General features: G+C 72.7%; 19 protein-coding genes and 2 riboswitches. Of the genes, 8 read left to right on the top strand and 11 right to left on the bottom strand.

Annotated features, from left to right (window positions below; all coding sequences use genetic code 11):
• Nucleotides 1–25: 25 nt before the first annotated feature.
• The gene (locus ACIF6L_RS07840) at nucleotides 26–1165 is read right to left on the bottom strand and encodes a glycosyltransferase family 4 protein (protein WP_329487296.1); all 1140 of its coding nucleotides are present in this window, start codon (nucleotides 1163–1165) and stop codon (nucleotides 26–28) included.
• Nucleotides 1166–1409: 244 nt separating this feature from the next.
• Here ACIF6L_RS07840 and ACIF6L_RS07835 point away from each other — a divergent pair, with 244 nt between their 5' ends.
• On the top strand, nucleotides 1410–2834 hold the full coding sequence (locus tag ACIF6L_RS07835; RefSeq protein WP_359802625.1) for a glycosyltransferase 87 family protein: 1425 nt from the start codon (nucleotides 1410–1412) through the stop codon (nucleotides 2832–2834).
• 16 nt (nucleotides 2835–2850) lie between these two features.
• On the opposite strand, the gene ACIF6L_RS07830 is transcribed toward ACIF6L_RS07835, so the two are convergent.
• The 6 genes from ACIF6L_RS07830 to ACIF6L_RS07805 form a co-directional block, all read right to left on the bottom strand.
• Nucleotides 2851–4008: a hypothetical protein gene (locus ACIF6L_RS07830; protein ID WP_396486885.1), complete on the bottom strand. Its 1158-nt coding sequence runs from the start codon at nucleotides 4006–4008 to the stop codon at nucleotides 2851–2853.
• 32 nt (nucleotides 4009–4040) lie between these two features.
• Nucleotides 4041–5099, bottom strand: coding sequence for an NlpC/P60 family protein (locus ACIF6L_RS07825; protein WP_359802630.1), 1059 nt, complete (start codon nucleotides 5097–5099; stop codon nucleotides 4041–4043).
• A 225-nt stretch (nucleotides 5100–5324) separates the two neighbouring features.
• Nucleotides 5325–6479: an NlpC/P60 family protein gene (locus ACIF6L_RS07820; protein WP_329487300.1), complete on the bottom strand. Its 1155-nt coding sequence runs from the start codon at nucleotides 6477–6479 to the stop codon at nucleotides 5325–5327.
• A gap of 10 nt (nucleotides 6480–6489) precedes the next feature.
• Nucleotides 6490–6643: riboswitch (cyclic di-AMP (ydaO/yuaA leader) on the bottom strand.
• A 323-nt stretch (nucleotides 6644–6966) separates the two neighbouring features.
• Complete coding sequence (locus ACIF6L_RS07815) at nucleotides 6967–8010, bottom strand: NlpC/P60 family protein (RefSeq protein WP_329487301.1); 1044 nt, start codon at nucleotides 8008–8010, stop codon at nucleotides 6967–6969.
• Between the two features lie 212 nt (nucleotides 8011–8222).
• On the bottom strand, nucleotides 8223–9767 hold the full coding sequence (locus ACIF6L_RS07810) for an NYN domain-containing protein (protein WP_352287055.1): 1545 nt from the start codon (nucleotides 9765–9767) through the stop codon (nucleotides 8223–8225).
• 76 nt (nucleotides 9768–9843) lie between these two features.
• The gene (locus ACIF6L_RS07805) at nucleotides 9844–10095 is read right to left on the bottom strand and encodes a hypothetical protein (protein ID WP_329487305.1); all 252 of its coding nucleotides are present in this window, start codon (nucleotides 10093–10095) and stop codon (nucleotides 9844–9846) included.
• A 202-nt stretch (nucleotides 10096–10297) separates the two neighbouring features.
• Between ACIF6L_RS07805 and ACIF6L_RS07800 the strand changes: the two genes are divergently transcribed.
• Nucleotides 10298–11080 (top strand): rhomboid family intramembrane serine protease, encoded by a 783-nt coding sequence (locus ACIF6L_RS07800; RefSeq protein WP_329487306.1) that lies wholly within the window; start codon nucleotides 10298–10300, stop codon nucleotides 11078–11080.
• 41 nt (nucleotides 11081–11121) lie between these two features.
• Nucleotides 11122–11403: an Lrp/AsnC ligand binding domain-containing protein gene (locus ACIF6L_RS07795; RefSeq protein WP_329487307.1), complete on the top strand. Its 282-nt coding sequence runs from the start codon at nucleotides 11122–11124 to the stop codon at nucleotides 11401–11403.
• A 10-nt stretch (nucleotides 11404–11413) separates the two neighbouring features.
• Here the strand turns inward: ACIF6L_RS07795 and ACIF6L_RS07790 are convergent, their stop codons facing one another.
• The 3 genes from ACIF6L_RS07790 to ACIF6L_RS07780 form a co-directional block, all read right to left on the bottom strand.
• On the bottom strand, nucleotides 11414–12778 hold the full coding sequence (locus tag ACIF6L_RS07790; RefSeq protein WP_359802640.1) for an aminotransferase class V-fold PLP-dependent enzyme: 1365 nt from the start codon (nucleotides 12776–12778) through the stop codon (nucleotides 11414–11416).
• Nucleotides 12779–12829: 51 nt separating this feature from the next.
• Nucleotides 12830–12947, bottom strand: a riboswitch (SAM riboswitch).
• 147 nt (nucleotides 12948–13094) lie between these two features.
• Nucleotides 13095–14171 (bottom strand): anthranilate phosphoribosyltransferase, encoded by a 1077-nt coding sequence (gene trpD, locus ACIF6L_RS07785; RefSeq protein ID WP_329487309.1) that lies wholly within the window; start codon nucleotides 14169–14171, stop codon nucleotides 13095–13097.
• 122 nt (nucleotides 14172–14293) lie between these two features.
• Nucleotides 14294–14719 carry a hypothetical protein gene (locus ACIF6L_RS07780; protein ID WP_329487310.1) on the bottom strand — a complete coding sequence of 142 codons (426 nt, stop codon included), beginning with the start codon at nucleotides 14717–14719 and terminating at the stop codon, nucleotides 14294–14296.
• Between the two features lie 395 nt (nucleotides 14720–15114).
• Here ACIF6L_RS07780 and ACIF6L_RS07775 point away from each other — a divergent pair, with 395 nt between their 5' ends.
• The 5 genes from ACIF6L_RS07775 (at nucleotide 15115) to ACIF6L_RS07755 (ending at nucleotide 19944) form a co-directional block, all read left to right on the top strand.
• The gene (locus tag ACIF6L_RS07775; protein WP_073923280.1) at nucleotides 15115–15735 is read left to right on the top strand and encodes a heme-copper oxidase subunit III; all 621 of its coding nucleotides are present in this window, start codon (nucleotides 15115–15117) and stop codon (nucleotides 15733–15735) included.
• Between the two features lie 187 nt (nucleotides 15736–15922).
• Nucleotides 15923–16732 (top strand): c-type cytochrome, encoded by an 810-nt coding sequence (locus tag ACIF6L_RS07770; RefSeq protein WP_359802645.1) that lies wholly within the window; start codon nucleotides 15923–15925, stop codon nucleotides 16730–16732.
• Complete coding sequence (locus ACIF6L_RS07765; protein WP_380389855.1) at nucleotides 16729–17799, top strand: Rieske 2Fe-2S domain-containing protein; 1071 nt, start codon at nucleotides 16729–16731, stop codon at nucleotides 17797–17799. The genes ACIF6L_RS07770 and ACIF6L_RS07765 overlap by 4 nt, the downstream gene beginning before the upstream one ends.
• Entirely contained in the window at nucleotides 17796–19457 is a 1662-nt protein-coding gene (locus ACIF6L_RS07760; RefSeq protein ID WP_329487313.1) for a ubiquinol-cytochrome c reductase cytochrome b subunit, read from the top strand. Before ACIF6L_RS07765 ends, ACIF6L_RS07760 begins: the two co-directional genes overlap by 4 nt.
• Before the next feature lie 103 nt (nucleotides 19458–19560).
• The gene (locus tag ACIF6L_RS07755; RefSeq protein ID WP_329487314.1) at nucleotides 19561–19944 is read left to right on the top strand and encodes a GntR family transcriptional regulator; all 384 of its coding nucleotides are present in this window, start codon (nucleotides 19561–19563) and stop codon (nucleotides 19942–19944) included.
• Nucleotides 19945–19972: 28 nt separating this feature from the next.
• On the opposite strand, the gene ACIF6L_RS07750 is transcribed toward ACIF6L_RS07755, so the two are convergent.
• The gene (locus ACIF6L_RS07750; protein WP_359802647.1) at nucleotides 19973–21232 is read right to left on the bottom strand and encodes an Ig-like domain-containing protein; all 1260 of its coding nucleotides are present in this window, start codon (nucleotides 21230–21232) and stop codon (nucleotides 19973–19975) included.
• Nucleotides 21233–21302 lie beyond the last annotated feature (70 nt).

Genomic DNA, 21302 nt, shown 5'->3' with positions numbered 1-21302 from the left:
CGGTGGCGGGGCCCGCACCGCTTCGTCAGCCCGCCAGCAGCGAGGTCAGCCGCCCGGCCAGCAGGTCCCACCGCCAGGAGCGGTCCACCCAGCGCCGCCCGGCCTCGCCGAGCCGCCGGCGCAGCTCCTCGTCGTTCAGCAGCCGGACGATCCGCTCGGCCGCGGCGGCCGGCGAGCCGCCCGGCACCACGTAGCCGGTCTCGCCCTCCAGCACCGCGTCCGGCGCGCCGCCGGAGTCCCCGGCCACCACCGGCAGACCGGTCGCCGAGGCCTCCAGGTAGACGATGCCCAGGCCCTCGACGTCCAGCCCGCCCCGCCGGGTCCGGCAGGGCATCGCGAAGACGTCCCCGGCGCCGTAGTGCGCGGGCAGCTCCGACCACGGCACCGCGCCGGTGAACCGCACCGCGTGGCGCACGCCCCGGGCGTCGGCGAGCTTCTCCAGGTCCGCCCGGTAGGGTCCGTCGCCGACGATCAGCAGCACGGCGTCCGGCACCTCGGCGAGGATCTGCGGCATCGCCTCGATCAGGGTGTCCTGGCCCTTGCGCGGCACCAGCCGGGAGACGCAGACCACCACCGGCCGGTCGGCCAGCCCGAGCCGGCGGCGCAGCTCGGCGCCGCCCGAGTCGGGGTGGAAGGTCTGCTCGTCGACCCCCGGCGGCAGCTGCACCATCCGGGCGGCCGCCTCCGGGCCGACCGCGTCGGCGATCCGGGAGCGGGTGTACTCGCCGAGGTAGGTGAGGGTGTCGGTACCGGCGCCGATCCGGCGCAGCAGCTGCCGGGCCACCGGGAGCTGGGCCCAGGCGGCCTCGTGGCCGTGCGTCATGCCGAGCAGCCGCCCGCCGGCTCCGGCCCGGCGCAGCGCGGGCGCCATCAGCCCGAGCGGGGCGGCCGCGCCGAACCAGACCGAGTCGCACTTCTCGGCGCGGAGGATCTCGGCGGCCCGCCGGGTGACGCGCGGTGTGGGAACCATCACCTTCGTCCGGTCGCGGATCACCGGGAACGGCTGTTCGGCGTCGAAGCGGGCGACCTCGGCGCCGTCGCGCCAGGTCGACGCGTAGACCACGATGCTCCCGGCGGGCTGACGGACAGCCATGTTGTGGACGAAGGCCTGGATGCCGCCGGGTCGCGGCGGGAAGTCATTGGTGACGATCAAGGTCTTGTGCATCTGGCCACGGCTCGCTCGGTCGGGGGGTGCTCGGTGTACCGCTGGGTGATCCGTACGATAGGTCAACACCACGACCCGCCGGGAACGGATCCGCGCACGGCAACCGTTTCTCCCCCGGGTCTGTCCTAGAACCTAGGCAGCCGGTGCGGCCCCGCCGAACGTGGCGCCGCGCCCGGCACCGGCCGCCCGGGCGTCCGTCGCGCGACGCCTCCGGTGGGACGTCCGAGACGAACGAGGGAGCGCAGTGGAGTTGGCCCCGGCCACCAAGTCCGGTTCACCCAGCGGCGCCGACGGCCCCGGCACGGCGCTGGCCGTCCGCCAGGAGCCCGTACCGGCCCCCACCGGCCCCTCCCGGCGTACCGGGGCCCTCTGCGCGCTCGGCGGGACGTGGCTGGCCTCCCGGGCACTGCTGCTGCTGCTGGTGACCGGCGTGCTGCGGATGGCCGGCGGGGACATCACCACGGACGTCTGGCTGATCTACCACGGCTGGTACGGCGTCCTGCAGACCGGCACCTTCCCGCTGGACGACGTGACCTGGCAGTACCCGCCCGGCGCCGCCCTGGTGATCATGCTGCCCGGGCTGCTGCCCTGGTCGTACCTGGTCTCCTTCTGGGTGATCTGCGGGCTGGCCGACGCGGTCGCGATGGCCCTGCTGGTGCGTACCGGCCTGCGCAGGGGCCGGGCCCTGACCGGCGCCTGGGTCTGGGTGGCCGGCGTGCCACTGCTCGGTCCGATGATCTACAACCGGTACGACGTCATCGTCACCGCCGTCGCGGTGGCCGGCCTGCTGGCGCTGATCCGCCGCCCGGCGATCGGCGGCATCCTGCTGGGGCTGGGCGGGATCATCAAGATCTGGCCGCTGATCGGCCTGATCGGCACCCCGTCCGGCCGCCGCACCCGCCGCTCCTGGACCGCCGCCGCGGCCACCGCCGTCTCGGTGGGCTTCCTGCTGGCGGCCGGGATGAACGGCGCCTTCGAGTTCCTGACCTTCCAGAAGGACCGCGGCGTCGAGGTGGAGTCGGTCGGCGCGCTGCCGCTGCACTTCGCCCGGATGGCCGGCGCCTGGGACGGCAGGGTGACGATGAACTACGGCTCGGTCGAGATGCTCGGGCCGTGGGTGAACGTGGTCGGCAAGGTGATGCTGGCCGGCAGCCTGCTGGGCTTCGCCTGGCTGCTGCTCTGGCGCTTCACCGCCAAGCGCCGCAACGCGGCCACCATGTACGACGCGGCGCTGGCCGCGCTGCTGATCTTCACCGTGACCAGCCGGGTGATCAGCCCGCAGTACCTGGTCTGGCTGGTCGGCGTGGCGGCGGTCTGCCTGACCGTGCGCGGCACCAGCCAGCGCCCGGTGGCGCTGCTGGTCCTGGCCGCGACGCCGCTGACCGTGGTGGAGTTCCCGCTGCTCTTCAGCGAGCTGGTCGGCAGCGAGCCCTGGGCCGTCACCGCGCTGACCCTGCGCAACCTGCTGCTGCTGGCCGCCACCGGGCTCTCCTGCGTCCGGCTCTGGCGCTCGACCCGCGGGGCCGCCCAGCTCCCGCCGACCGTCGTGCTGGACCGCGCGGAGCCGGAGCCGGTGTCGGCGAACGGCTACCCGGTGCGCCCGGGGATCGCGTACGAGCAGGACCTGCTGGACGGCATCGACCGGCCGCCGGCCCAGCGGCGGCGCTAGGGGCCCAGCGGCGGCGCTAGGCCGCCAGGCGGCGGACCTCGGCGACCCAGAGTGCGGTGAACTCGGCCAGTCCGAGGCCCAGCTCGTCCCGCAGGACGCGGTCCGACTGCTCCTCCCGGCCCGCGCCCGCGCCCGCCGCGCCGACCGCCCGGTAGTAGCCGACCAGCCGGTCCGGCCCGAAGCGGCGGGCGATCAGGTCGCAGGCCAGCCAGGCCTGCTCGTAGGCCTGGGCGATGCCGTCGGCCCCGGCGGTGAAGTCCCGGTCGGCGGGGAGCGCCGAGGGCACCCGGCCGGCGGCGACGTCCCGGGCCAGCTCGGGGGCGATCTGCCGGGGCGAGCGGCCGGAGTCCCGGTAGCCGGTCCAGTCGGCGACGCCCTCGGAGAGCCAGAGCGGCGTCCAGGCCCGGGTGTCGGCCCGGGTCGCCACATGCACGGCCTCGTGGGTGATCACCACCTGGCGGCCGAAGTCGCTGAGCCCCCGGTAGGCCCCGGGGTTGACCAGCACCCGGTCGGCCGGGGTGTGCCGGGGGGCGCCGGGCGCGGCGGTGGTGACCGCCACCATGCCGGTCCAGCCCGCCGGGTCGGCGTCCAGCAGCCGGCCGAACTGCTCCTCGGTGGCGGGCAGCTCCAGGAGCAGCCGGCCCGGCCAGGCGGTGCCCCAGAGCGCGGTGACGGCCGGGACGGCCCGGTCGGCCACGGCCATGAGCTGCGCCGGGTCCGGGCCGTCGGCCAGGCCGAGCACCAGGCAGTGCGCGCCGGCCGCCGCCCGGACGGCCCCGAAGTCCCAGAGCGGCGCCGGCCCGTCCGGGCCGTCCTCGCGTTCGACCCGCCAGCCCCCGCCGGTCCGCCACAGCTCCAGCCGGCGCGGGTGGACCACCGGGTAGGCGTCGTAGCCGGTCACCCGGACGGTCAGTTCGGCGGTGGCGGTGAGCCGGTCCGGCCGACCGGCCGGACCGAGCACGAGGTTGCGGTAGGCCGCCTCCACCGGGGGCGCGGACGGTGGGGCGGTCAGCGTCCGGGCCCGCTCGGCCAGCACCGCGACCACCTCGGCCCGCTGGTCCGCCACCGCGGCCACTGAGGCCGCCGGAGCCGCCCGGGGCAGCGACAGCTGGGCCAGTCCGCCCGCCGCGAGCAGCAGGGCCCCGCGCCGGGACAGTGCGCGGCGGCGTGTCACGGCGTCGGCAGGAGGGGTCGGGACGGGCCGGCTCAGAGCCGGATCACCTCCGCGACGGGCATCGCGTTGACGCTCTCGTAGCGGACCTTGGCGCCCGGGTAGGGGGCGTGCACGATCACCCCGCCGCCGGCGTACATGCCGACGTGGTGCCTGTCCCGGTAGAAGATCACCAGGTCTCCCGGTCGCGCGTCGGAGATGCTGACCCGCCGGCCGGCGTACGCCTGGGCCTGCGAGGTGCGCGGCAGGGTCACTCCGGCCTGCCGCCAGCTCCAGTACATCAGACCGGAACAGTCGAACGCGCGGGGCCCGGCGGATCCGTACACATAGGGCGAACCGATCATCCGCACGGCGGCGGCCAGCGCGGCCGCGCCGCGTTCGGAGGCGGGCGGGGCCGTGCCCAGGTCGAGGCGGTCGGTGCCGCGGGTGGCCCGCTGCTCGGCCTCGCGGGCGTCCTGGGCCACCATCCGGGCCCGCTCGCCCGCCCCCAGGCTGTTGAGCAGCCGCTGCGCCTTGGCCAGCCGCTGCTGGATCTGCTGCTTGCTCTCGGCCAGGGCCCGGCGGGTCTCCTCCAGCTCGGAGAGCTTCATCGAGGCCTCCGACCGGCGCTGGTCGAGCCGGCGCTGACGGGCCACCACCTCGTGCAGCGTCTCGTTCTGCCGCTCGGCGGCCTGGTCCAGGCTGCGGGCCTTGGAGAGGTAGCCCTCCGGGTCGGTGGAGAGCATCAGCTGGACGGTCTGCGCCATCCCGCCGCCCCGGTACTCGGCGCCGGCCACGGTGGCGAGGTCGCCGCGGAGCTCGTTGAGCTCGCCCTGGGCGACGGCGACCTGCTGCTGGAGCGTGCCGGTCTCGTGCTGGAGGCGCTGCTGGACGTCCAGTGCGGCGTTGTACTTCTCCGAGGCCTGCTCGGCCTCGTCGTACAGCTGTTCCACCTGCGCCTTGACGTCCTTGCGGTTCGACGGCCCGTCCGGCGTGCCCGGGGCGGCCTGGGCGGCACCCCCCGTGGCCACCCCCAGCGCGGTGGTGGCCGCGGCGGTCAGCACCAGCGCACGGGCGAACGCGCCCGGCAGGGGGGAACGGCGGTGCACGGCCATACGACGGTAACTCCGATCCTGCGACCCGGCCCCGCCGCCGCACCGGTGCGGGCGGCTGTCGAGCGGGAGTCCGGTGGCAGACGTTAGCGAGTCCGGGCGAGCGAGTCCAAACCCCTCCCAACCCGAATATTTGACCCGCAATCGGACATCAGCACGGTCCAGCACGAAAGCCGCAGGCCCGGCCTCCCACGAGGGGAGACCGGGCCTGCGGGAGCAGACGTCGGATCAGACGCGCACGATGGCCGAGATCGGCAGCATGCTGGCGGTCTCGTACCGGACGTTCGCGCCGGGCTTCGGCGCGTGGATGACCTGGCCGCCGCCGACGTAGAGCGCGACGTGGCTGCGGTCCGCACGGTAGATGATCAGGTCGCCGGGCTGGGCGTTGGCGATATTGGTGCCCACGTTGGTACCGGCGGTGGCCTGGGACTGCGAGGTGCGCGGCAGCGACACGTCCGCCTGGGCGTAGGCCCAGCTGGTCAGGCCGGAGCAGTCGAAGGAGCTCGGACCGGCCGCGCCGTAGACGTACGGGGCGCCCAGCTTGCTCTCCGCGGCGGCGATCGCGGCGGCGGCGCGCGAGCCGTTGGCGGCGGGCGCGGACGGCGCGGCGGCCGCGGCGGCGGGCTTGGCGGCCGGCGACGACGGGGCGGGCAGCTGGTCGCGGGTGTTGTCGCGGGAGGCGCGGTCGGCGTCCGCCTTGGCCTTGGCCTCGGCCTTGGCGGCGTCCGCCTTGGCCTTCGCCTCGGCGGCGGCCTTCTCCTCGGCCGCGCGCATCGCCTGGCGCTCCTGCTCGGACAGCGAGTTGTACAGGTCCTGGGCCTTGGCCAGCTTGCCCTGGACCTCCTCCTTGGAGGCCTTCAGCTGCTGGGTGGTGGCTTCGAGCTCGCCGAGCTTGCCCTGGGCCTCGTTGCGGTCCTGGTCGAGCCTGCGCTGCTGCTCCTGGAGGTCCTTCAGCGCACCGGACTGCGTGCTGCCGGCCTGGTTGATGGCGCCGGCCTGGCTGAGGAAGCTGTCCGGGCTGGACGAGAGCATCAGCTGCACGGTCGGCGATATGCCGCCGTTGCGGTACTGCTCGCCGGCGATCTCGGCGAGACCGCCCTGGGCCTCGGTCACCGCGGCCTGCTGACGGGCCACCTTGTCCTGCAGCTCACCGACCTGCTTCTGCAGCTCCTGCTGCTTGGCCTGGGCACCGTTGAGCTTCTCGGTGGCCTGCTCGGCCTGCTCGTTGAGCTGGTCGATCTGCTCCTTGACCTGATCCTTGGTCGGCGTCGGGTCGGCGTGGGCGCCGGACTGCGCGGAGAGCGCGACCGCCGCGGCGGCGACACCGGTCAGAATCGAGACCCGGGCGCGGCCGGCGGGCTTGGGACGACGATGGGACGCCACGAAGGCGGACTCCTTCTTCCTACGTCCGCCTACCGGGTGAGCTGACGGGTTCGGGCCGGAAGCGTGCCCTACGACGCCTCACCGACCGCACGACGGTCGACCTGGCGCCGATTCACCCCGGAGGAACATGGTTCCCCGGCTCCGTTCCACAGCGCCCCCGACTACTGGACTCCCCGACGGGCAGATGCTCTGCCCCGCTGCTTCACGAACTCGGCGGTAAACCTCCGCCGCCACCCCTGCTGGGTGATCGACTGTGCGGTGGTTCGAGGCACGACCCTAGTAACAGAACCGTGATCCGTTCAAATCCTTGTCAGAAAAATGCCGGAAGAATATCCAAGTTCATTTGTGAATATGACCGGGTGTGATCACGCGCCCACATGGAGCTGATCGTTTGTCATGATGCGGCCGCAGACACCGACGCCACCCCCGGTTCCGGGGGTGGCGCGGATCACAGGGCCGGATCCCGGCCCGTGGGCATGTCGGTCCGTCAGACCCGGCGGATCGCGTTGATCGGCATCGCGTCGGCCTTCATCACCTTCACCACGTCACCGGTGTGCGGCGCGTGGACCACCATCCCGTTGCCGATGTACATCCCGACGTGGCTGCGGTCCGGGCGGTAGATGATGAGGTCGCCCGGCTGGGCGTCGGCCAGCGAGGCCACCTTCGAGCCGTAGTTGGCCTGCGCCTGCGAGGTGCGCGGCAGCGAGACGCCGGCCTTCGCGTACGACCAGACCATCAGACCGGAGCAGTCGAAGGAGTTCGGGCCGACCGCGCTCCAGACGTACGGCGAACCCTGCTTGCTCATCGCGTTGGCGACGGCCTGCCCGGCGAAGCCGCTGCCCTGCGGGAGGCTGCTCAGGTCGGTGCGCTCGCTGCCGCGCGAGGCCCGGTCGGCCTGCTGCTGGGCGGCCTTCAGCGCGGCCCGGTCGGCGGCGCTGAGCGAGTTCAGCAGGTCCTGGGCTTCCTTGAGCTTCTTGTTGACCTCGGCCTTGGACTGGTTCAGGTCCTTGGTCGTGCTGTCCAGCGAGGCGAGGACGGCGGCCGCCTCGGCCTTCTGCTGGTCCAGCCGGCGCTGCTGGTCCTGCAGGCCCTTGAGCGCCTCGGTCTGGCTGGAGCTGGCCTGCTGGACGCTGGCGGCCTTGTCCAGGTAGCCGGACGGGTCGGAGGCGAGCATCAGCTGGACGGACGGGTCGATGCCGCCGGTCCGGTACTGCTCGGCCGCGACCTCGGCCAGCCCGCCCTGAAGCTGGGTCATCTGGTCCTGGCCGCGAGCCACCTGGTCCTGGAGCTGGTCCGCCTGCTTGCGCAGCTGGTCCGCCCGCTCCTTGGCACCGTTGAACTTCTCGGTGGCCTGCTCGGCCTCCTCCTGCAGCTGGTCGACCTGCGCCTTCACGTCCTCCTTCTTGGGGGACGGGCTGGGCGCGGCGTGGGCGCTGACCTGGGCCGAGAGGGCGACCGCGGTCGCAGCGGCAGCGGTCAGCACGGTGACCCGTGCACGGCTCGACTGCTTGGGACGGCGGTGGGTGGCCAAGTGACCGGCTCCTTCTTCCAACGGACTCACCCGAACGAGTGAGAATCCGGAAAATAGGTTTGACGCCAGACCCTAGTGAAGATCCACGCTTTGCGCCACTCCCCCGATGGCGTGAACTCCCGCCCCCCGCCATGACTTCACGGGATCCACACATCCCCGCAAACCGGGCGCTGACCAGGCGTCATCCCCTGCCGGCCGACCCCCGGCCGAGGTCAGGGCCGGGCCAGTCGGTTCAGCAGCAGCACCGAGGCTACAGGGCGCGCGCCCGCCTTCCGCACGCCCTCCGCGACCTCCCGGTCGGTGGAGACCACCACCACCGGCCGGCCCTGCGGCTCGGCCCGCACCAGGCGGCGGATCAGTTCGTCGGCGGTCTCCCCGGTCCGGCTGAACCGCACCCGGACCCCGCGCGGCGGCGCCAGGATCACCGGCACGTCGAGGTCCTGGCCGTCGAACACGCAGGTCACCTCCGCCTGCGTGCGCTGGGCCAGCATCGCCAGCCCGCCCAGCAGCCGGATCCGCTGCTGCTCCAGCGGGAGCGCCGGGTAGCCGGTCTTGGTCACGTTGTAGCCGTCCACCACCAGGTGGACCTGCGGGATCGCCAGCAGCTGGTCCAGCAGCGCCGGGTCGTCCTCGGCCAGCCCGCGCCGCGCCACGTCGTGCGGCGAGGCCGAACCCGGCACCACCGCCTCGACCAGATCGGCCGGGCGGATCTGGGAGACCGGCAGGGCCAGCTCCCGCTGGAGCCCCTGCGCCGACTGCAGCACGGTGTCCAGCAGCAGCCGCAGCCGCATGTCCTCGACGCTGCGCCCCTCGCGGGCCGAACGGCGGCCCTGCTCGGCGGCGTTCTCCAGCTCGGAGATCCGGTGCCGCAGCCGCCGCGCCTCGCTCTCGGCGGCGCCGCGCTCGACGCCCGTCTGCGCCTTCAGGGCCTCCAGCTCCCCGGTGACCCGGCGCGTCTCGGCCTGGGCCCGCCGGGTGTCGCTCTCCAGCGAACGCACCTTCTTGCGCAGCGACTCCACCTCCTTGCGGACGTCCTCCGACTCGGCCCGCTGCCGGTCCAGGTCCGCCCGGGCAGCGGCGCGCACCTCGGCCAGCTCTGCCTGCAGCTTCTCGGCCAGCCGGGCCGCCTCGGCCGCCGCGCCCTCGGCGCCGGCCCGCTCGGCCTCCTCACCGGCCTCGACGACCAGGCGGCTCCAGCCCGCCGACCGGACCAGGTAGGCGGCGGCCGCCACGTCCATCGGATCGGCCGCGCCCGGCACGCTGCCCGACTCCAGCGCCCGGACCAGGTCCGGCTGCCCGAGCCGCAGCCGCTCCGCTATCCGCACCCGGAACGCCGGCTCGGACTCCAGCGCCGCGGCGAGCGCGGTGGCGGCGTACTTGGCCCGGCGCGCCGGGGTGAACTTGGCGTACGGGCGCAGCGTCTGCGGCAGCTCCGCGACCGGCAGCCCGCCGAGCGCGTCGGCGGCGAGGCCCACCACACGCCGGCGCACCCCCTCGGGCAGCGGCCGGTCGAGCTTCTCGGCCGCGCGGGCTGCCGCCGGCTCCTCACCGCCGGAGCCGCCGGCCTCCTCGCCGTCGACCTCCTCGGCGGGGGCGCCGGTGCCGGGCGCGGCGGCCTCGACCGCGTCCGGCGCCTGCGCGTCCACAGCGGGCTGCCGCCCCTGCGGCCCGGCGGGCTCCTGCGCTGCGTCCACCACGTCCTCGGCTCCGATCCTCGCCAGCGGGGTACGGCCGTCGGCCGTACCCCTGGTCGTCACGCTCCGTGCGCTCTGTCTGTATTGTCCCGCGCGGCGGACGGCCGTGCCGCGCACCGTCCACCGCGCGGGGCGGGCATCACGCCTGCTCGGCGGCCTCGGCGCCCGGACGGGCCACCAGTTCGACCTGGTCCACCGCGTTGCACCAGCGGCAGCGCACCGACTCGATGGTCTCGCTGTGCACCTCGGTCTCCTCCACCTTGGACTCGCCGGCCAGGTCGAAGTGCAGGAACTCGGTCACCCGGGCGGTGCGGGTGACATCGAAGCGGGTCAGGTTGCCGCACAGGGTGCAGCGCCAACGCGTCTCTGCGGTCAGGGCGGGGACGGTCATCGGGGGTCCTCTCGGGTGGTCCCTGGGTGGGCTCAGGCGCTCCCCCCGGAGCCCCGGCATCGGCGGCGGGAGGCGGGATTGCCCGCCCCAAGCCTATTGCCTGGGGCAACCACCCCGGCTACCGGTCACGGCGATCGCGGGGGTGGTCCACCTGCCGTACAGCGCGGTGTCGCCCGGGCCGGACGGAGGGATGCTTGGTCGCATGGCGATCCCGGTCCTCGACCACACCGGCGCGCGGGACGGCCCCCCGGCCGCGCCCGTCCCGGCCGTCAGCTACGCACTGATCGCGCTGAACGTGCTGGTCTTCCTGCTCGGCCCGGCGGCCGGGCTCAACCCGCTGTACGGCCGCGGGCAGGACCGGGTCTGCGCGGAGCAGCGGTACGAGCAGCGCTGGGGCGCCGTCCCGGCCGAGCTGCTGGCCGGACGGCCGCTGAGCGCCGAACAGGTGGCCGAGGCCCCCGACCCGGTGCCGGGCTGCCCGGCCGCCCCGACCCCCGGCAAGCACCCGGCGATGTCCGTCCTCAGCGGGCTCTTCGTCCACGCCGGCTGGCTGCACCTGCTGGGCAACCTGCTCTTCCTCCAGGTCTTCGGCCCCACCGTGGAGGCCCGCTTCGGCCGGGCCCGGTTCGCGCTCTTCTACCTGGCGGCAGGCTCGCTGGCCACCTACGGCTTCGCGCTGGCCGAGGCGCACTCGGCGGACTACACCCGGGTCCTGATCGGCGCCTCGGGGGCGATCGCCGGCGTGCTCGGCGCCTACCTGAGGCTGCACCCGCGGGCCCGGGTGACCACGCTCGTCCCGCTGCTGCTCTTCCTGCCCCTGCGGTTCCCGGCCTGGCTGGTGCTCGGCCTCTGGTTCGCGCTCCAGTGGTGGTCGGTGCACTCGGCGGGGCCGGGCGTCGCCTACCTGGTCCACGTGATCGGCTTCTCGGCGGGGTTCCTGTACGCCTGCACGCTGGCCACCCGCCCCTCGCGACGGCCCCGCTGACGCCCGATACCCTGGCGGCACCTCACAAAGGAGCCCGAACAGTGATCACCGCCATCGTCCTGATCAAGACCAGCGTCGACCGCATCCCGGAGATCGCCGAGGCGATCGCGGCCATCGAGGGCGTCAGCGAGGTCTACTCGGTCACCGGCGGCTACGACCTGGTGGCGATGGTGCGGGTGCGCCGGCACGACGACCTGGCCGAGGTGATCCCCGGCCGGCTGAACAAGGTCCCGGGCGTGGCCCACACCGAGACCCAGATCGCCTTCCGCACCTACTCCCAGCACGACCTGGAGACCGCCTTCGCGCTCGGCCTGGGCGAGTAGCCTCCCCCGTTCAGCCCTCGCGCCGGGTGTCCGCGACGCAGCGGCCGCCCTCGTTGCGGTAGTTCCAGGCCGCGCCGTCCGTGACCAGCTCGCGGACGGCGGTCAGGAACCGGTCGATGTGCTCGTCCGGGGTACCCGCGCCGAAGCTGACCCGGATCGCGTTCAGGCTGCGCTCCCCCGGCAGCGACGCCTCCGGCGCACCGCACTCGGACGGCGCCACGTCCTCGTCGCCGAGCAGGGTGCGCACCAGCGGGTGCGCGCAGAACAGGCCGTCGCGCACCCCGATGCCGTACTCGGCGGAGAGCGCGGCCGAGAAGTGCGAACTGTTCCAGCCCTGGACGACGAAGGAGAGCACGCCCACCCGGGCCGAGTCCGCGCCGAACAGGTTCAGCACCCGCACCTGCGGGACCTCCGCCAGCCCGGCCTTCAGCCGGGCGATCAGCTGCTGCTCGCGGGCCTCCAGCGCGTCGAAGCCGGCCTCGGTCAGGGCCCGGCAGGCCGAGGCGATGGAGTAGACGCCGATCACGTTCGGCGAGCCGGCCTCGTGCCGGGCCGGGCCGGTGTGCCACTGCACGGCCACCGAGCCGTCGGCCTCCCGGGCGACCGTGCGGGTGGCGCCGCCGCCGGCCAGGTACGGCTCGGCCGCGTCCAGCCAGTCGGCCCGGCCGGCCAGCACCCCGGCGCCGAACGGCGCGTAGATCTTGTGGCCCGAGAAGGCGATCCAGTCCACGCCCAGCTCGCGCACCGAGACCCGGTGGTGCGGGGCGAGCTGCGCGGCGTCCAGCACCACCCGGGCGCCGTGCCGGTGGGCGGTCTCGGTGAGCTCGGCGACCGGCCAGAGCTCGCCGGTGACGTTCGAGGCGCCGGTGACGCAGAGCAGCTTGGGGCCCTCGGGGGCCTCGGCCAGCGCGGCGTCCAGCGCGGCGACCGCCTCGGCGTGCGAGCGCGGGGCGCGCAGGTAGGTGACGCTCAGCCCGGCGTGGCGCCAGGGCAGCAGCGAGGCGTGGTGCTCGGTCTCGAAGGCGAAGACCCGGGTGCCGGCCGGGACGGCGCCCGCCAGCAGGTTCAGCGAGTCGGTGGTGGCCCGGGTGAAGACCACCTGGTCGCCCTCGCGCAGGTCGAGGAAGTCCGCGACGGTGCGGCGGCTCTGCTCGAAGAGGTCGGTGGAGAGCTGGGAAAGGTAGCCGGCGCCCCGGTGCACGCTGCCGTAGTAGGGGGCGTAGGCGGCGACGTCGTCCCAGACCCGCTGCAGCGCCGGGGAGCTGGCGGCGTAGTCGAGCGCGGCGTAGGTGACCTTGTCACCGTTGACCAGCGGGACCTCGACGTCGTGGCCGAGGACGGGGAGCGGGGCGCAGATCTCGGTGGCGACGGACATGGGGGTGCACTCCTTCGACGGGTAAGGACCCCGGAGGTGCGTGTCAGCCGGCGTCCGCGCTTGTCACGCGGACGGTTCGCCGCGAGACCCGGTCCTCACCCAGGGCACCCCGCCACGGACGGAGGGTTGCCGGACAGCCAGCTGGGGCTTGACGCTGTCACTCATGACCTGGCGAAGACTCTAGGTCGCGTCCGCCGAGTGGTCAAACAGGGGTCCGCCATCCGGACAGCGGTCCACCGCCGGGGCCCGGCGACGCCCCCGCCGGACGCGCGAAGGGCCCGCGGGGAGGCATCCCCCCGCGGGCCCGACCGCCGCTTCACACCCGGGTGGTGGCCTCGGACCAGCGCCGCAGCAGATCCTGCGCGGCGCCCGAGTCGATGGCCGCCGCGGCCCGCTCCATTCCGGCCGCCAGCTGCTCGGCGAGCGGCGCGTCGGTGAGGTCCAGCGCCACCAGCGCCGTCGCCGTGTTCATCAGGACGGCGTCCCGCACCGCCCCGCGCTCCCCGGCCAGCAGCCGGCGCGCGACGTCCGCGTTGAACGCCGGGTCCCCGCCGCGCAGCGCCTCGATGCCCACCAGCTGGACGCCGACGTCGCGCGGGTCGAAGGAGGTCTCGGTGACCTCGCCGTCGCGCACGATCCAGACCCGGGAGGTGGTGGTGACGGTCAGCTCGTCCAGGCCGTCGTCGCCGCGGAAGACCAGCGCGGTGGACCCCCGGCGGGCCAGTACCCCGGCGATCAGCGAGGCCAGCCGGGTGTCGAAGCAGCCGATCGCGTGTGCGGTGACCTTGGCCGGGTTGGTCAGCGGGCCGAGGGTGTTGAAGGCGGTCGGCACCCCGAGGCCGCTGCGGGCCGGGGCGGTGTGCCGCATCGCGGGGTGGAACCTGGCCGCGAAGCAGAAGGTCAGTCCGACCTCCTCGGCAACCTCGGCGACCCGCCGGGCCGAGAGGTCCAGATTGACGCCGAGCTTCTCCAGCACGTCCGAGGAGCCGCTCGCCGAGGAGGCCGCCCGGTTGCCGTGCTTGACCACCTTGGCACCGGCCGCCGCGGCGACGATCGCCGACATGGTCGAGATGTTGACGGTCTTCGCCCGGTCGCCGCCGGTGCCCACGATGTCGACCGCCGGGCCGGGGATGGAGAGCGGTTCGGCGTGCGCGTACATCGAGTCCACCAGGCCGACGATCTCGTCCACCGTCTCGCCCTTGGCCCGCAGGGCGACCATGAAGCCGGCCATCTGCACGGCGGAGGCCTCGCCGCTCATGATCCGGTCCATCGCCCAGGCGGTGTCCGCCCGGTCGAGGTCCTCGCCCCGCAGCAGCGCCGACAGGATGTCCGGCCAGGTGCGGACCACCTGCACGGGGTCCTTGCCGCCGTTCGCAGGGTTCACGTTCACCATGGCTGACTCCAGCTCTTGTCGGTTCCCCGAGGGGTTCTCCGTAAGGATGGAGCCAGCCTATCGAGCGGCGGGACGCCTCCGCCCCGCCGTCGCCTTCACTTCTCTCCCACTGAGACGCGGTCCTACCGGGCGGCCGGCGCCCGCTTCGCCAGCCGGGCCCGGAGCAGCGTGGCGGCCGCCTCGGCCAGCGCCACCGGGTCCACCGGGTGGGAGATGGCCGCGTCGGCCCGGCTCCAGGCGGCCAGCCAGGAGTCCTGCGGCCGGCCGATCACCACCAGCACCGGCGGGCAGCCGTAGATCTCGTCCTTCAACTGCCGGGCGAGCCCGAGGCCGCCGGCCGGGACCGCCTCGCCGTCCAGCACGCAGAGGTCCACGCCCCCCTTCTCCAGTGCCTTCAGCACCGCGGGGGTCGTCGCGCACTCCAGGTAGGTCAGCTCCGGCAGATCCTCCGCGGGCCGGCGGCCGAGGGCCGTCAGCACCTGCTCGCGGGTGTTGCGGTCGTGGCTGTAGACGAGAACGGTCAGCGTCTCGTCGGTGGTGTACGCCATGGGCCCTGCTCCCTCAAGTGTGATCCGGACCACGTTCGTCTCAACCCGGATGCTACTCCCGATCACCGCCCGCCGAGCCACTCCCGCGCGATCCGTCTCAAGCCGCCGCGCCCACGACTCACCCGCCCGGAGGACAGGCCGTCACCCCCGCGGTCGCGGTCCACCCGTACGGCCGACCCGAGGGCCTTTCCCTTACTCCCGGCGGGCCCCGAAGGAGTGGAGCGACACGCTGGGCATCAGGGTCGAAGATGCCTTCGAAGAACCGTCAGAAAAGGGACACGCCCCTGCTCAGCCGCCATCCGGGCGTCCCGGCGGGCCCCACCGGGGCATACCGCACGCACCGGACACTCCGAGGGACACCCCCCGGCGTGAAGACGGAATAAGGGACCGACATAATGTCCGTCGTGGCGACAGCAACAGCAGTAGAAACCGGGCACGCGCACGGATCGGTCAACCGGCCGAACATGGTCAGCGTCGGAACGATCGTCTGGCTCAGTTCCGAGTTGATGTTCTTCGCGGCCCTCTTCGCGATGTACTTCACGCTCCGCTCCGTCAAGGGAGCCGAGTTCTGGAGCGAGAAGGCGCACGCCCTCAACGTGCCCTTCTCCTCGGTCAACACCACGATCCTGGTGCTCTCCTCTCTCACCTGCCAGCTCGGCGTGTTCGCTGCCGAGCGCGGGGACGTGAAGAAGCTCCGCTCGTGGTTCGTCATCACCTTCGTGATGGGCGCGATCTTCATCGGCGGCCAGATCTTCGAGTACACCGAGCTGGTCAAGAAGGACGGCCTCTCGCTGTCCTCCGACCCGTACGGCACGGTGTTCTACCTGACCACCGGCTTCCACGGTATGCACGTGACGGGTGGTCTGATCGCCTTCCTGCTGGTCCTCGGACGGACGTACGCAGCCAAGCGCTTCACGCACGAGCAGGCCACCGCCGCCATCGTGGTGTCGTACTACTGGCACTTCGTCGACGTCGTGTGGATCGGCCTGTTCGCGACCATCTACCTGATCAAGTAACCAGCTGATCAGGTCGCTGGCCACCGGCTCCGGGTCCCGCCCTCACCGGCGACGGCCCGATTTGCCGGTGCCTACGCTCCCAACCGACCGACCGCGCGCGCAGCCCTAGACAGGCAGCCTCGTGCCGGCCAGACCGGCCGCCGGGTGCACCCACCAGTCGACCAGATCCTGACACCGGGGTTATTCCGTGAAAAAGCTCTCCGCACGACGGCGCCACCCATTGGCGGCGCTGGTCGTCCTACTTCTCGCCCTGGCGGCAACCGGGGGGCTGTACGCCGCGTTCGCGCCCGCCGACAAGGCGCAGGCCGACGTCGCCGCGCAGTCGCTCGCGATCGATGAGGGCAAGAAGCTCTTCGCCGTGGGCTGCTCCTCCTGCCACGGCCTGAACGGCCAGGGCAGCAGCGACGGTCCGAGCCTGGTCGGCGTCGGCTCAGCCGCGGTCGACTTCCAGGTCGGCACCGGCCGCATGCCGGCCCAGCAGCCCGGCGCCCAGGTGCCGCGCAAGAAGAACATCTACTCGCAGGCGGAGATCGACCAGCTCGCCGCCTTCGTGGCTTCGCTCGGCCCCGGCCCGGTCATCCCGACCGAGGAGCAGTACACCTCGACCAACCCCGAGGACCTCTCCAAGGGTGGCGAGCTGTTCCGCACCAACTGCGCCCAGTGCCACAACTTCGCCGGCCAGGGCGGTGCCCTGACCCAGGGCAAGTACGCCCCGTCGCTGGAGGGAGTGGACGCCAAGCACATCTACGAGGCCATGCAGACCGGCCCGCAGAACATGCCGTCGTTCCCGGACACCACCATGCCCGAGGAGCAGAAGAAGCAGATCGTGGCCTTCGTCCGCCACACCACCAACGATGAGCCGAACCCCGGCGGTCTCACGCTCGGCAGCCTCGGTCCGGTGACCGAGGGCCTGTTCGGCTGGATCTTCGGTCTCGGCACGCTCATCGCGGTCGCGATCTGGGTCGCCGCCCACACCACCAAGGCCAAGAAGTCATGAGCCACGACATGTCAGAAGAGAAGCTCCCGGAGTCACACGGCTCCGCCGGACACCACGAGGTGGCCGCCCACGGCGATCCGTTCGCCGACCCGGGCCTGCCGGCCCACCAACCGCGTCGCACCGACATCGACGAGCGGGCCGCCCAGCGGGCCGAGCGCCAGGTCTCGCTGATGTTCGTGGTCTCGATGCTCGCCACCGTGGGCTTCATCGCCTCCTACGTGGCCATCGACCCGGACAAGATCGTCTACATCTTCCCGCTGGGCCACGTCAGCGCGCTGAACTTCGCGCTGGGCATGACCCTGGGCGTCGCGCTGTTCTGCATCGGCGCGGGTGCGGTCCACTGGGCCCGCACCCTGATGTCGGACCACGAGATCCCGGCCGAGCGTCACCCGATCGAGGCCGACGACGAGGTCCGCGCGGACGTCATCGAGCAGTTCAGGACCGGCGCCGCCGAGTCCGGCTTCGGCCGCCGCAAGATGATCCGCAACACCCTCATCGGTTCGATGGCCCTGGTGCCGCTGTCCGGCGTCGTGCTGCTGCGCGACCTGGGCCCGCTGCCCGAGGACAAGCTGGAGCACACCGGCTGGCGCGAGGCCACCGATGTGAAGCCGCTGCAGCTGATCAACATGAACACCAACCAGCCGATGAAGGCCGAGGACGTCATCGTCGGCTCGCTGACCTTCGCCATGCCGGAGGGTCTCAGCACGCACGACGAGGACTTCCAGCAGCAGATCGCCAAGGACGCCCTGATGCTGGTGCGCATCGCACCGGAGGACATCAAGGACACCGAGTCCCGGGAGAAGGGCTTCGAGGGCATCCTCGCCTACTCCAAGATCTGCACCCACGTCGGCTGCCCGATCAGCCTGTACGAGCAGCAGACCCACCACGCGCTCTGCCCCTGCCACCAGTCGACCTTCGACCTGGCGGACGGCGCGCGCGTCATCTTCGGCCCGGCCGGCCACCCGCTGCCGCAGCTGAAGATCACCACTGACGAGAAGGGCTTCCTGGTCGCCACCGGCGACTTCGACGAGCCCGTCGGCCCGAGCTACTGGGAGCGTGCTCGATGAGTAGCGCGAGCAGCACCACCTCCGGTGCCGCCAAGCCCGCCGGCAGCACGCGTGCCAAGCCCGCCAACAAGTGGGAGCAGGCTGCTGACTGGACGGACGGCCGGCTGGGGATCTACTCCCTCGCCAAGGCCAACCTGCGGAAGATCTTCCCGGACCACTGGTCCTTCATGCTGGGCGAGATCTGCCTCTACACCTTCGTCATCATCATCCTGACGGGCGTGTACCTGACGCTGTTCTTCAAGCCCAGCATGGGCGAGGTCATCTACGACGGCTCGTACATCCCGCTCAAGGGCATCCCGATGTCCGAGGCGTACGCGTCGACGGTGGACATCAGCTTCGAGGTCCGCGGCGGCCTGCTGGTCCGCCAGATCCACCACTGGGCCGCGCTGGTCTTCGTGGCCGCGATGCTCGTGCACATGATGCGCGTGTTCTTCACCGGCGCGTTCCGCAAGCCGCGTGAGATCAACTGGGTCTTCGGCTTCCTGCTGCTGGTCCTGGGCATGTTCGACGGCTTCTTCGGCTACTCGCTGCCCGACGACCTGCTCTCGGGCACCGGTATCCGCTTCATGGAAGGCGCGATCCTCGCCGTCCCGCTGGTGGGCACCTACATCCAGATGTTCCTGTTCGGCGGCGAGTTCCCCGGCCACGACATCGTGCCGCGGTTCTTCACCATCCACGTGCTGCTGATCCCCGGCATCATGCTCGGCCTGCTGGTCGCGCACCTGATCCTGGTCTTCTACCACAAGCACACCCAGTGGGCGGGCCCGGGCAAGACCGAGAAGAACGTCGTCGGCATGCCGCTGATGCCGGTCTACATGGCCAAGGCCGGTGGCTTCTTCTTCCTGGTCTTCGGTCTCATCGCCGCCGTCTCGGCGATCGCCACGATCAACCCGATCTGGGCGTACGGCCCGTACCGCCCCGACCAGGTGTCCACGGACGCCCAGCCGGACTGGTACATGGGCTTCTCCGAGGGCCTGATCCGCGTCATGCCGGGCTGGGAGATCGGCCTGTGGGGCCACACCCTGAACCTGGGTGTCTTCGTCCCGCTGATGATCTTCCCGCTGGTCCTGGTCGCGATCGCGGTCTACCCGTTCATCGAGTCCTGGGTCACCGGCGACAAGCGCGAGCACCACATCCTGGACCGCCCGCGCAACGCGCCGGTCCGCACCGCGCTGGGCGCCGCCTGGATCAGCCTGTACCTGGTGCTGCTGGTCGGTGGTGGCAACGACCTGTTCGCCACCCACCTGCACCTGTCGATCAACGACATCACGTACTTCGTCCGCGTGGGCTTCTTCGTGGTGCCGGTGCTGACCTTCATCGCCACCAAGCGCTGGTGCCTCGGCCTCCAGCGCCGGGACAAGGAGAAGGTGCTGCACGGCCGCGAGACGGGCGTCATCAAGCGCCTGCCGCACGGCGAGTTCATCGAGGTGCACGCCCAGCTGCCGCAGGCCGACCTGCACAAGCTCACCTCGCACGAGCAGCCGCCCGTGTTCGAGCTGCCGGCCGAGACGGACGAGAACGGCGTGGCCGCCAAGGCCGGGCTGATCCCCCGTACCCGGGCGAAGCTCTCCCGCGGCTTCTACGGCGAGGGCAGCCGGATCCCGAAGCCGACCGCCGAGGAGCACCACGAGATCACCAGCGGCCACGGCCACCACTGATCCCGTACGCATCCCCCGCGTCACCCCCGAGGGCCGCCGACCAGAGTTCTTCCTGGTCGGCGGCCCTCGGGCTTTCCCGTCCGCCCCACCGTCAGGAGCCCCCGTGGAGCTGTCCGTCGACCCCGCCGCCGCCACGCCCCCGTACGAGCAGATCCGGGAGCAGATCGCCGAGCGCGCCCGCACCGGTGACCTGCCGACCGGGCTGCGGCTGCCCACCGTCCGGGCCCTGGCCGAGCAGCTCGGGCTGGCGGCCGGGACGGTGGCGCGGGCCTACCGCGAGCTGGAGACCGACGGGGTGGTGGAGACGCACGGCCGGCGCGGCACCCTGATCGCCGCCACCGGGGACACCGCGCACCGGCTGGCCGCCGCCGCGGCCACCGAGTACGCCGAGCGGGTCCGGCGGCTCGGCGTGCCGGAGGCGGACGCCCTGGCGGCCGTGGCGACGGCGCTGCGGCTGGCCCACCGGGAGCCCGGCCGGGAGGGCTGAGCGGCCCGGGCCGGGGCCGGGAGGGGCGTCAGAGCTCCGGGCGGATCATCCCGGTGGCGGGGGCCCGGGAGGCCGGCGGCGTGGTGTTGACGGGCTGTCCGAGGGCGCTGTGCTTGACCCAGTCGGTCCAGGCGATGTTCCAGTCCCCGAAGCCGTTGCCGAAGGACTCCATGCTCGGGCCCTGGCTGTTGACCACCGTGACCAGGTCGCCGATCCGGGTGTTCTGGTAGAACCACTTCGCGTTCTCGGTGCTCATGCCGGTACAGCCGTGGCTGACGTTCGCCACCCCCTGCGAGCCCACCGACCAGGGCGCGGCGTGCACGTACTCGCCGCTCCAGGTCACCCGGGTGGCCCACTCGACGTTGAGGTCGTAGGCCTCCGAGCTGCCGGCGGCTATGCCGATCGTCTCGCCGCTCATCCGCACCTGGCGCTCCTGTCCGAGCACCACCTTGACGCCGTTGCGGGTGTCGAAGCCGGGCTTGCCGGTGGTCACGGGTATCGTCCGGACCACCTCGCCGCCGCGCGTCAGGGTGAGCTCGTGGGTGGCGGCGTCCACCACCGACTCCACCCGCTCGCCGATCCGCAGGGCCAGCGCGGCGCGGTCGCCGCCGTAGAGGCCGTCCGCGATCCGGCTGCCGGTGCCGTCGTAGACCAGGCTGACGGTGGTGCCGGTCGGCCAGTACTCCTCCGGCCGGAAGTGCAGGTTCTTGTCGTCCACCCAGTACCAGCCGCCGGTGACGGCGGGCTGCGAGGTGACGGTCAGGGCGCGCTCGACCTCCTGGCGGGCCTGCGGGTCCTTCACCGCCTCCGAGAGCTGGACGGTGAGCGGCTGGCCGACGCCGTAGAGGCCGGTGCCGGAGGAGTCCGGGCCGAGCTTGGCGGTGAGCAGGCGCTGGCCCGCCACCGTGCTGAAGCCGGCGGTGGTCTCGCCGCGACCGCCCTTGCCGTCGTCGGCGGCGATCCTGACGGTGTAGGCGGTGGCCGCCTTGAGGCGCCCGGTGGTCTGCCAGCTGAGCTGGTCCGCCGAGAGCTGTCCGGCCACCACCCGGCCGTCCGGACCGACCACCGTGACGTCGGTGAGCCGGCTGCCGGGTACCGCCGTCACCGTCACCGGCTGGGACGGATCCACCGTCCCGGTCGCCGAGAGGTGCACCAGCGGGGCCGCGTCGACCCGGTGGACGGCGCCCGGGGCGTCGTCCTCACCGGACGAGCAGGCGGCCAGTGGGGCCAGTACGACGAGAGCCAGCGAGATGCTGCCGATACCTGCGGTTCCGCGCCTGTCGGCCATGACCGCCTCCGAGGGTTCGCACGATTGATCAGATCGTAGGAACGTGAAGCGGCGGAGCGACATCCGAGCG

This window comes from Kitasatospora sp. NPDC086009 (assembly GCF_044540385.1).
Lineage (GTDB): Bacteria > Actinomycetota > Actinomycetes > Streptomycetales > Streptomycetaceae > Kitasatospora.
This window is presented reverse-complemented; position numbering and strand designations above follow the sequence as displayed.

What these genes read in the sequence shown, in the direction of transcription:
- trpD (WP_329487309.1), bottom strand. Translation starts at nt 14,171, where the DNA reads ATGGTGAACGTGAACCCTGCGAACGGCGGCAAGGACCCCGTGCAGGTG.
- ACIF6L_RS07750 (WP_359802647.1), bottom strand. Translation starts at nt 21,232, where the DNA reads ATGGCCGACAGGCGCGGAACCGCAGGTATCGGCAGCATCTCGCTGGCT.
- ACIF6L_RS07805 (WP_329487305.1), bottom strand. Translation starts at nt 10,095, where the DNA reads ATGACCGTCCCCGCCCTGACCGCAGAGACGCGTTGGCGCTGCACCCTG.
- ACIF6L_RS07800 (WP_329487306.1), top strand. Translation starts at nt 10,298, where the DNA reads ATGGCGATCCCGGTCCTCGACCACACCGGCGCGCGGGACGGCCCCCCG.
- ACIF6L_RS07790 (WP_359802640.1), bottom strand. Translation starts at nt 12,778, where the DNA reads ATGTCCGTCGCCACCGAGATCTGCGCCCCGCTCCCCGTCCTCGGCCAC.
- ACIF6L_RS07775 (WP_073923280.1), top strand. Translation starts at nt 15,115, where the DNA reads ATGTCCGTCGTGGCGACAGCAACAGCAGTAGAAACCGGGCACGCGCAC.
- ACIF6L_RS07780 (WP_329487310.1), bottom strand. Translation starts at nt 14,719, where the DNA reads ATGGCGTACACCACCGACGAGACGCTGACCGTTCTCGTCTACAGCCAC.
- ACIF6L_RS07840 (WP_329487296.1), bottom strand. Translation starts at nt 1,165, where the DNA reads ATGCACAAGACCTTGATCGTCACCAATGACTTCCCGCCGCGACCCGGC.
- ACIF6L_RS07765 (WP_380389855.1), top strand. Translation starts at nt 16,729, where the DNA reads ATGAGCCACGACATGTCAGAAGAGAAGCTCCCGGAGTCACACGGCTCC.
- ACIF6L_RS07825 (WP_359802630.1), bottom strand. Translation starts at nt 5,099, where the DNA reads ATGGCCGTGCACCGCCGTTCCCCCCTGCCGGGCGCGTTCGCCCGTGCG.
- ACIF6L_RS07760 (WP_329487313.1), top strand. Translation starts at nt 17,796, where the DNA reads ATGAGTAGCGCGAGCAGCACCACCTCCGGTGCCGCCAAGCCCGCCGGC.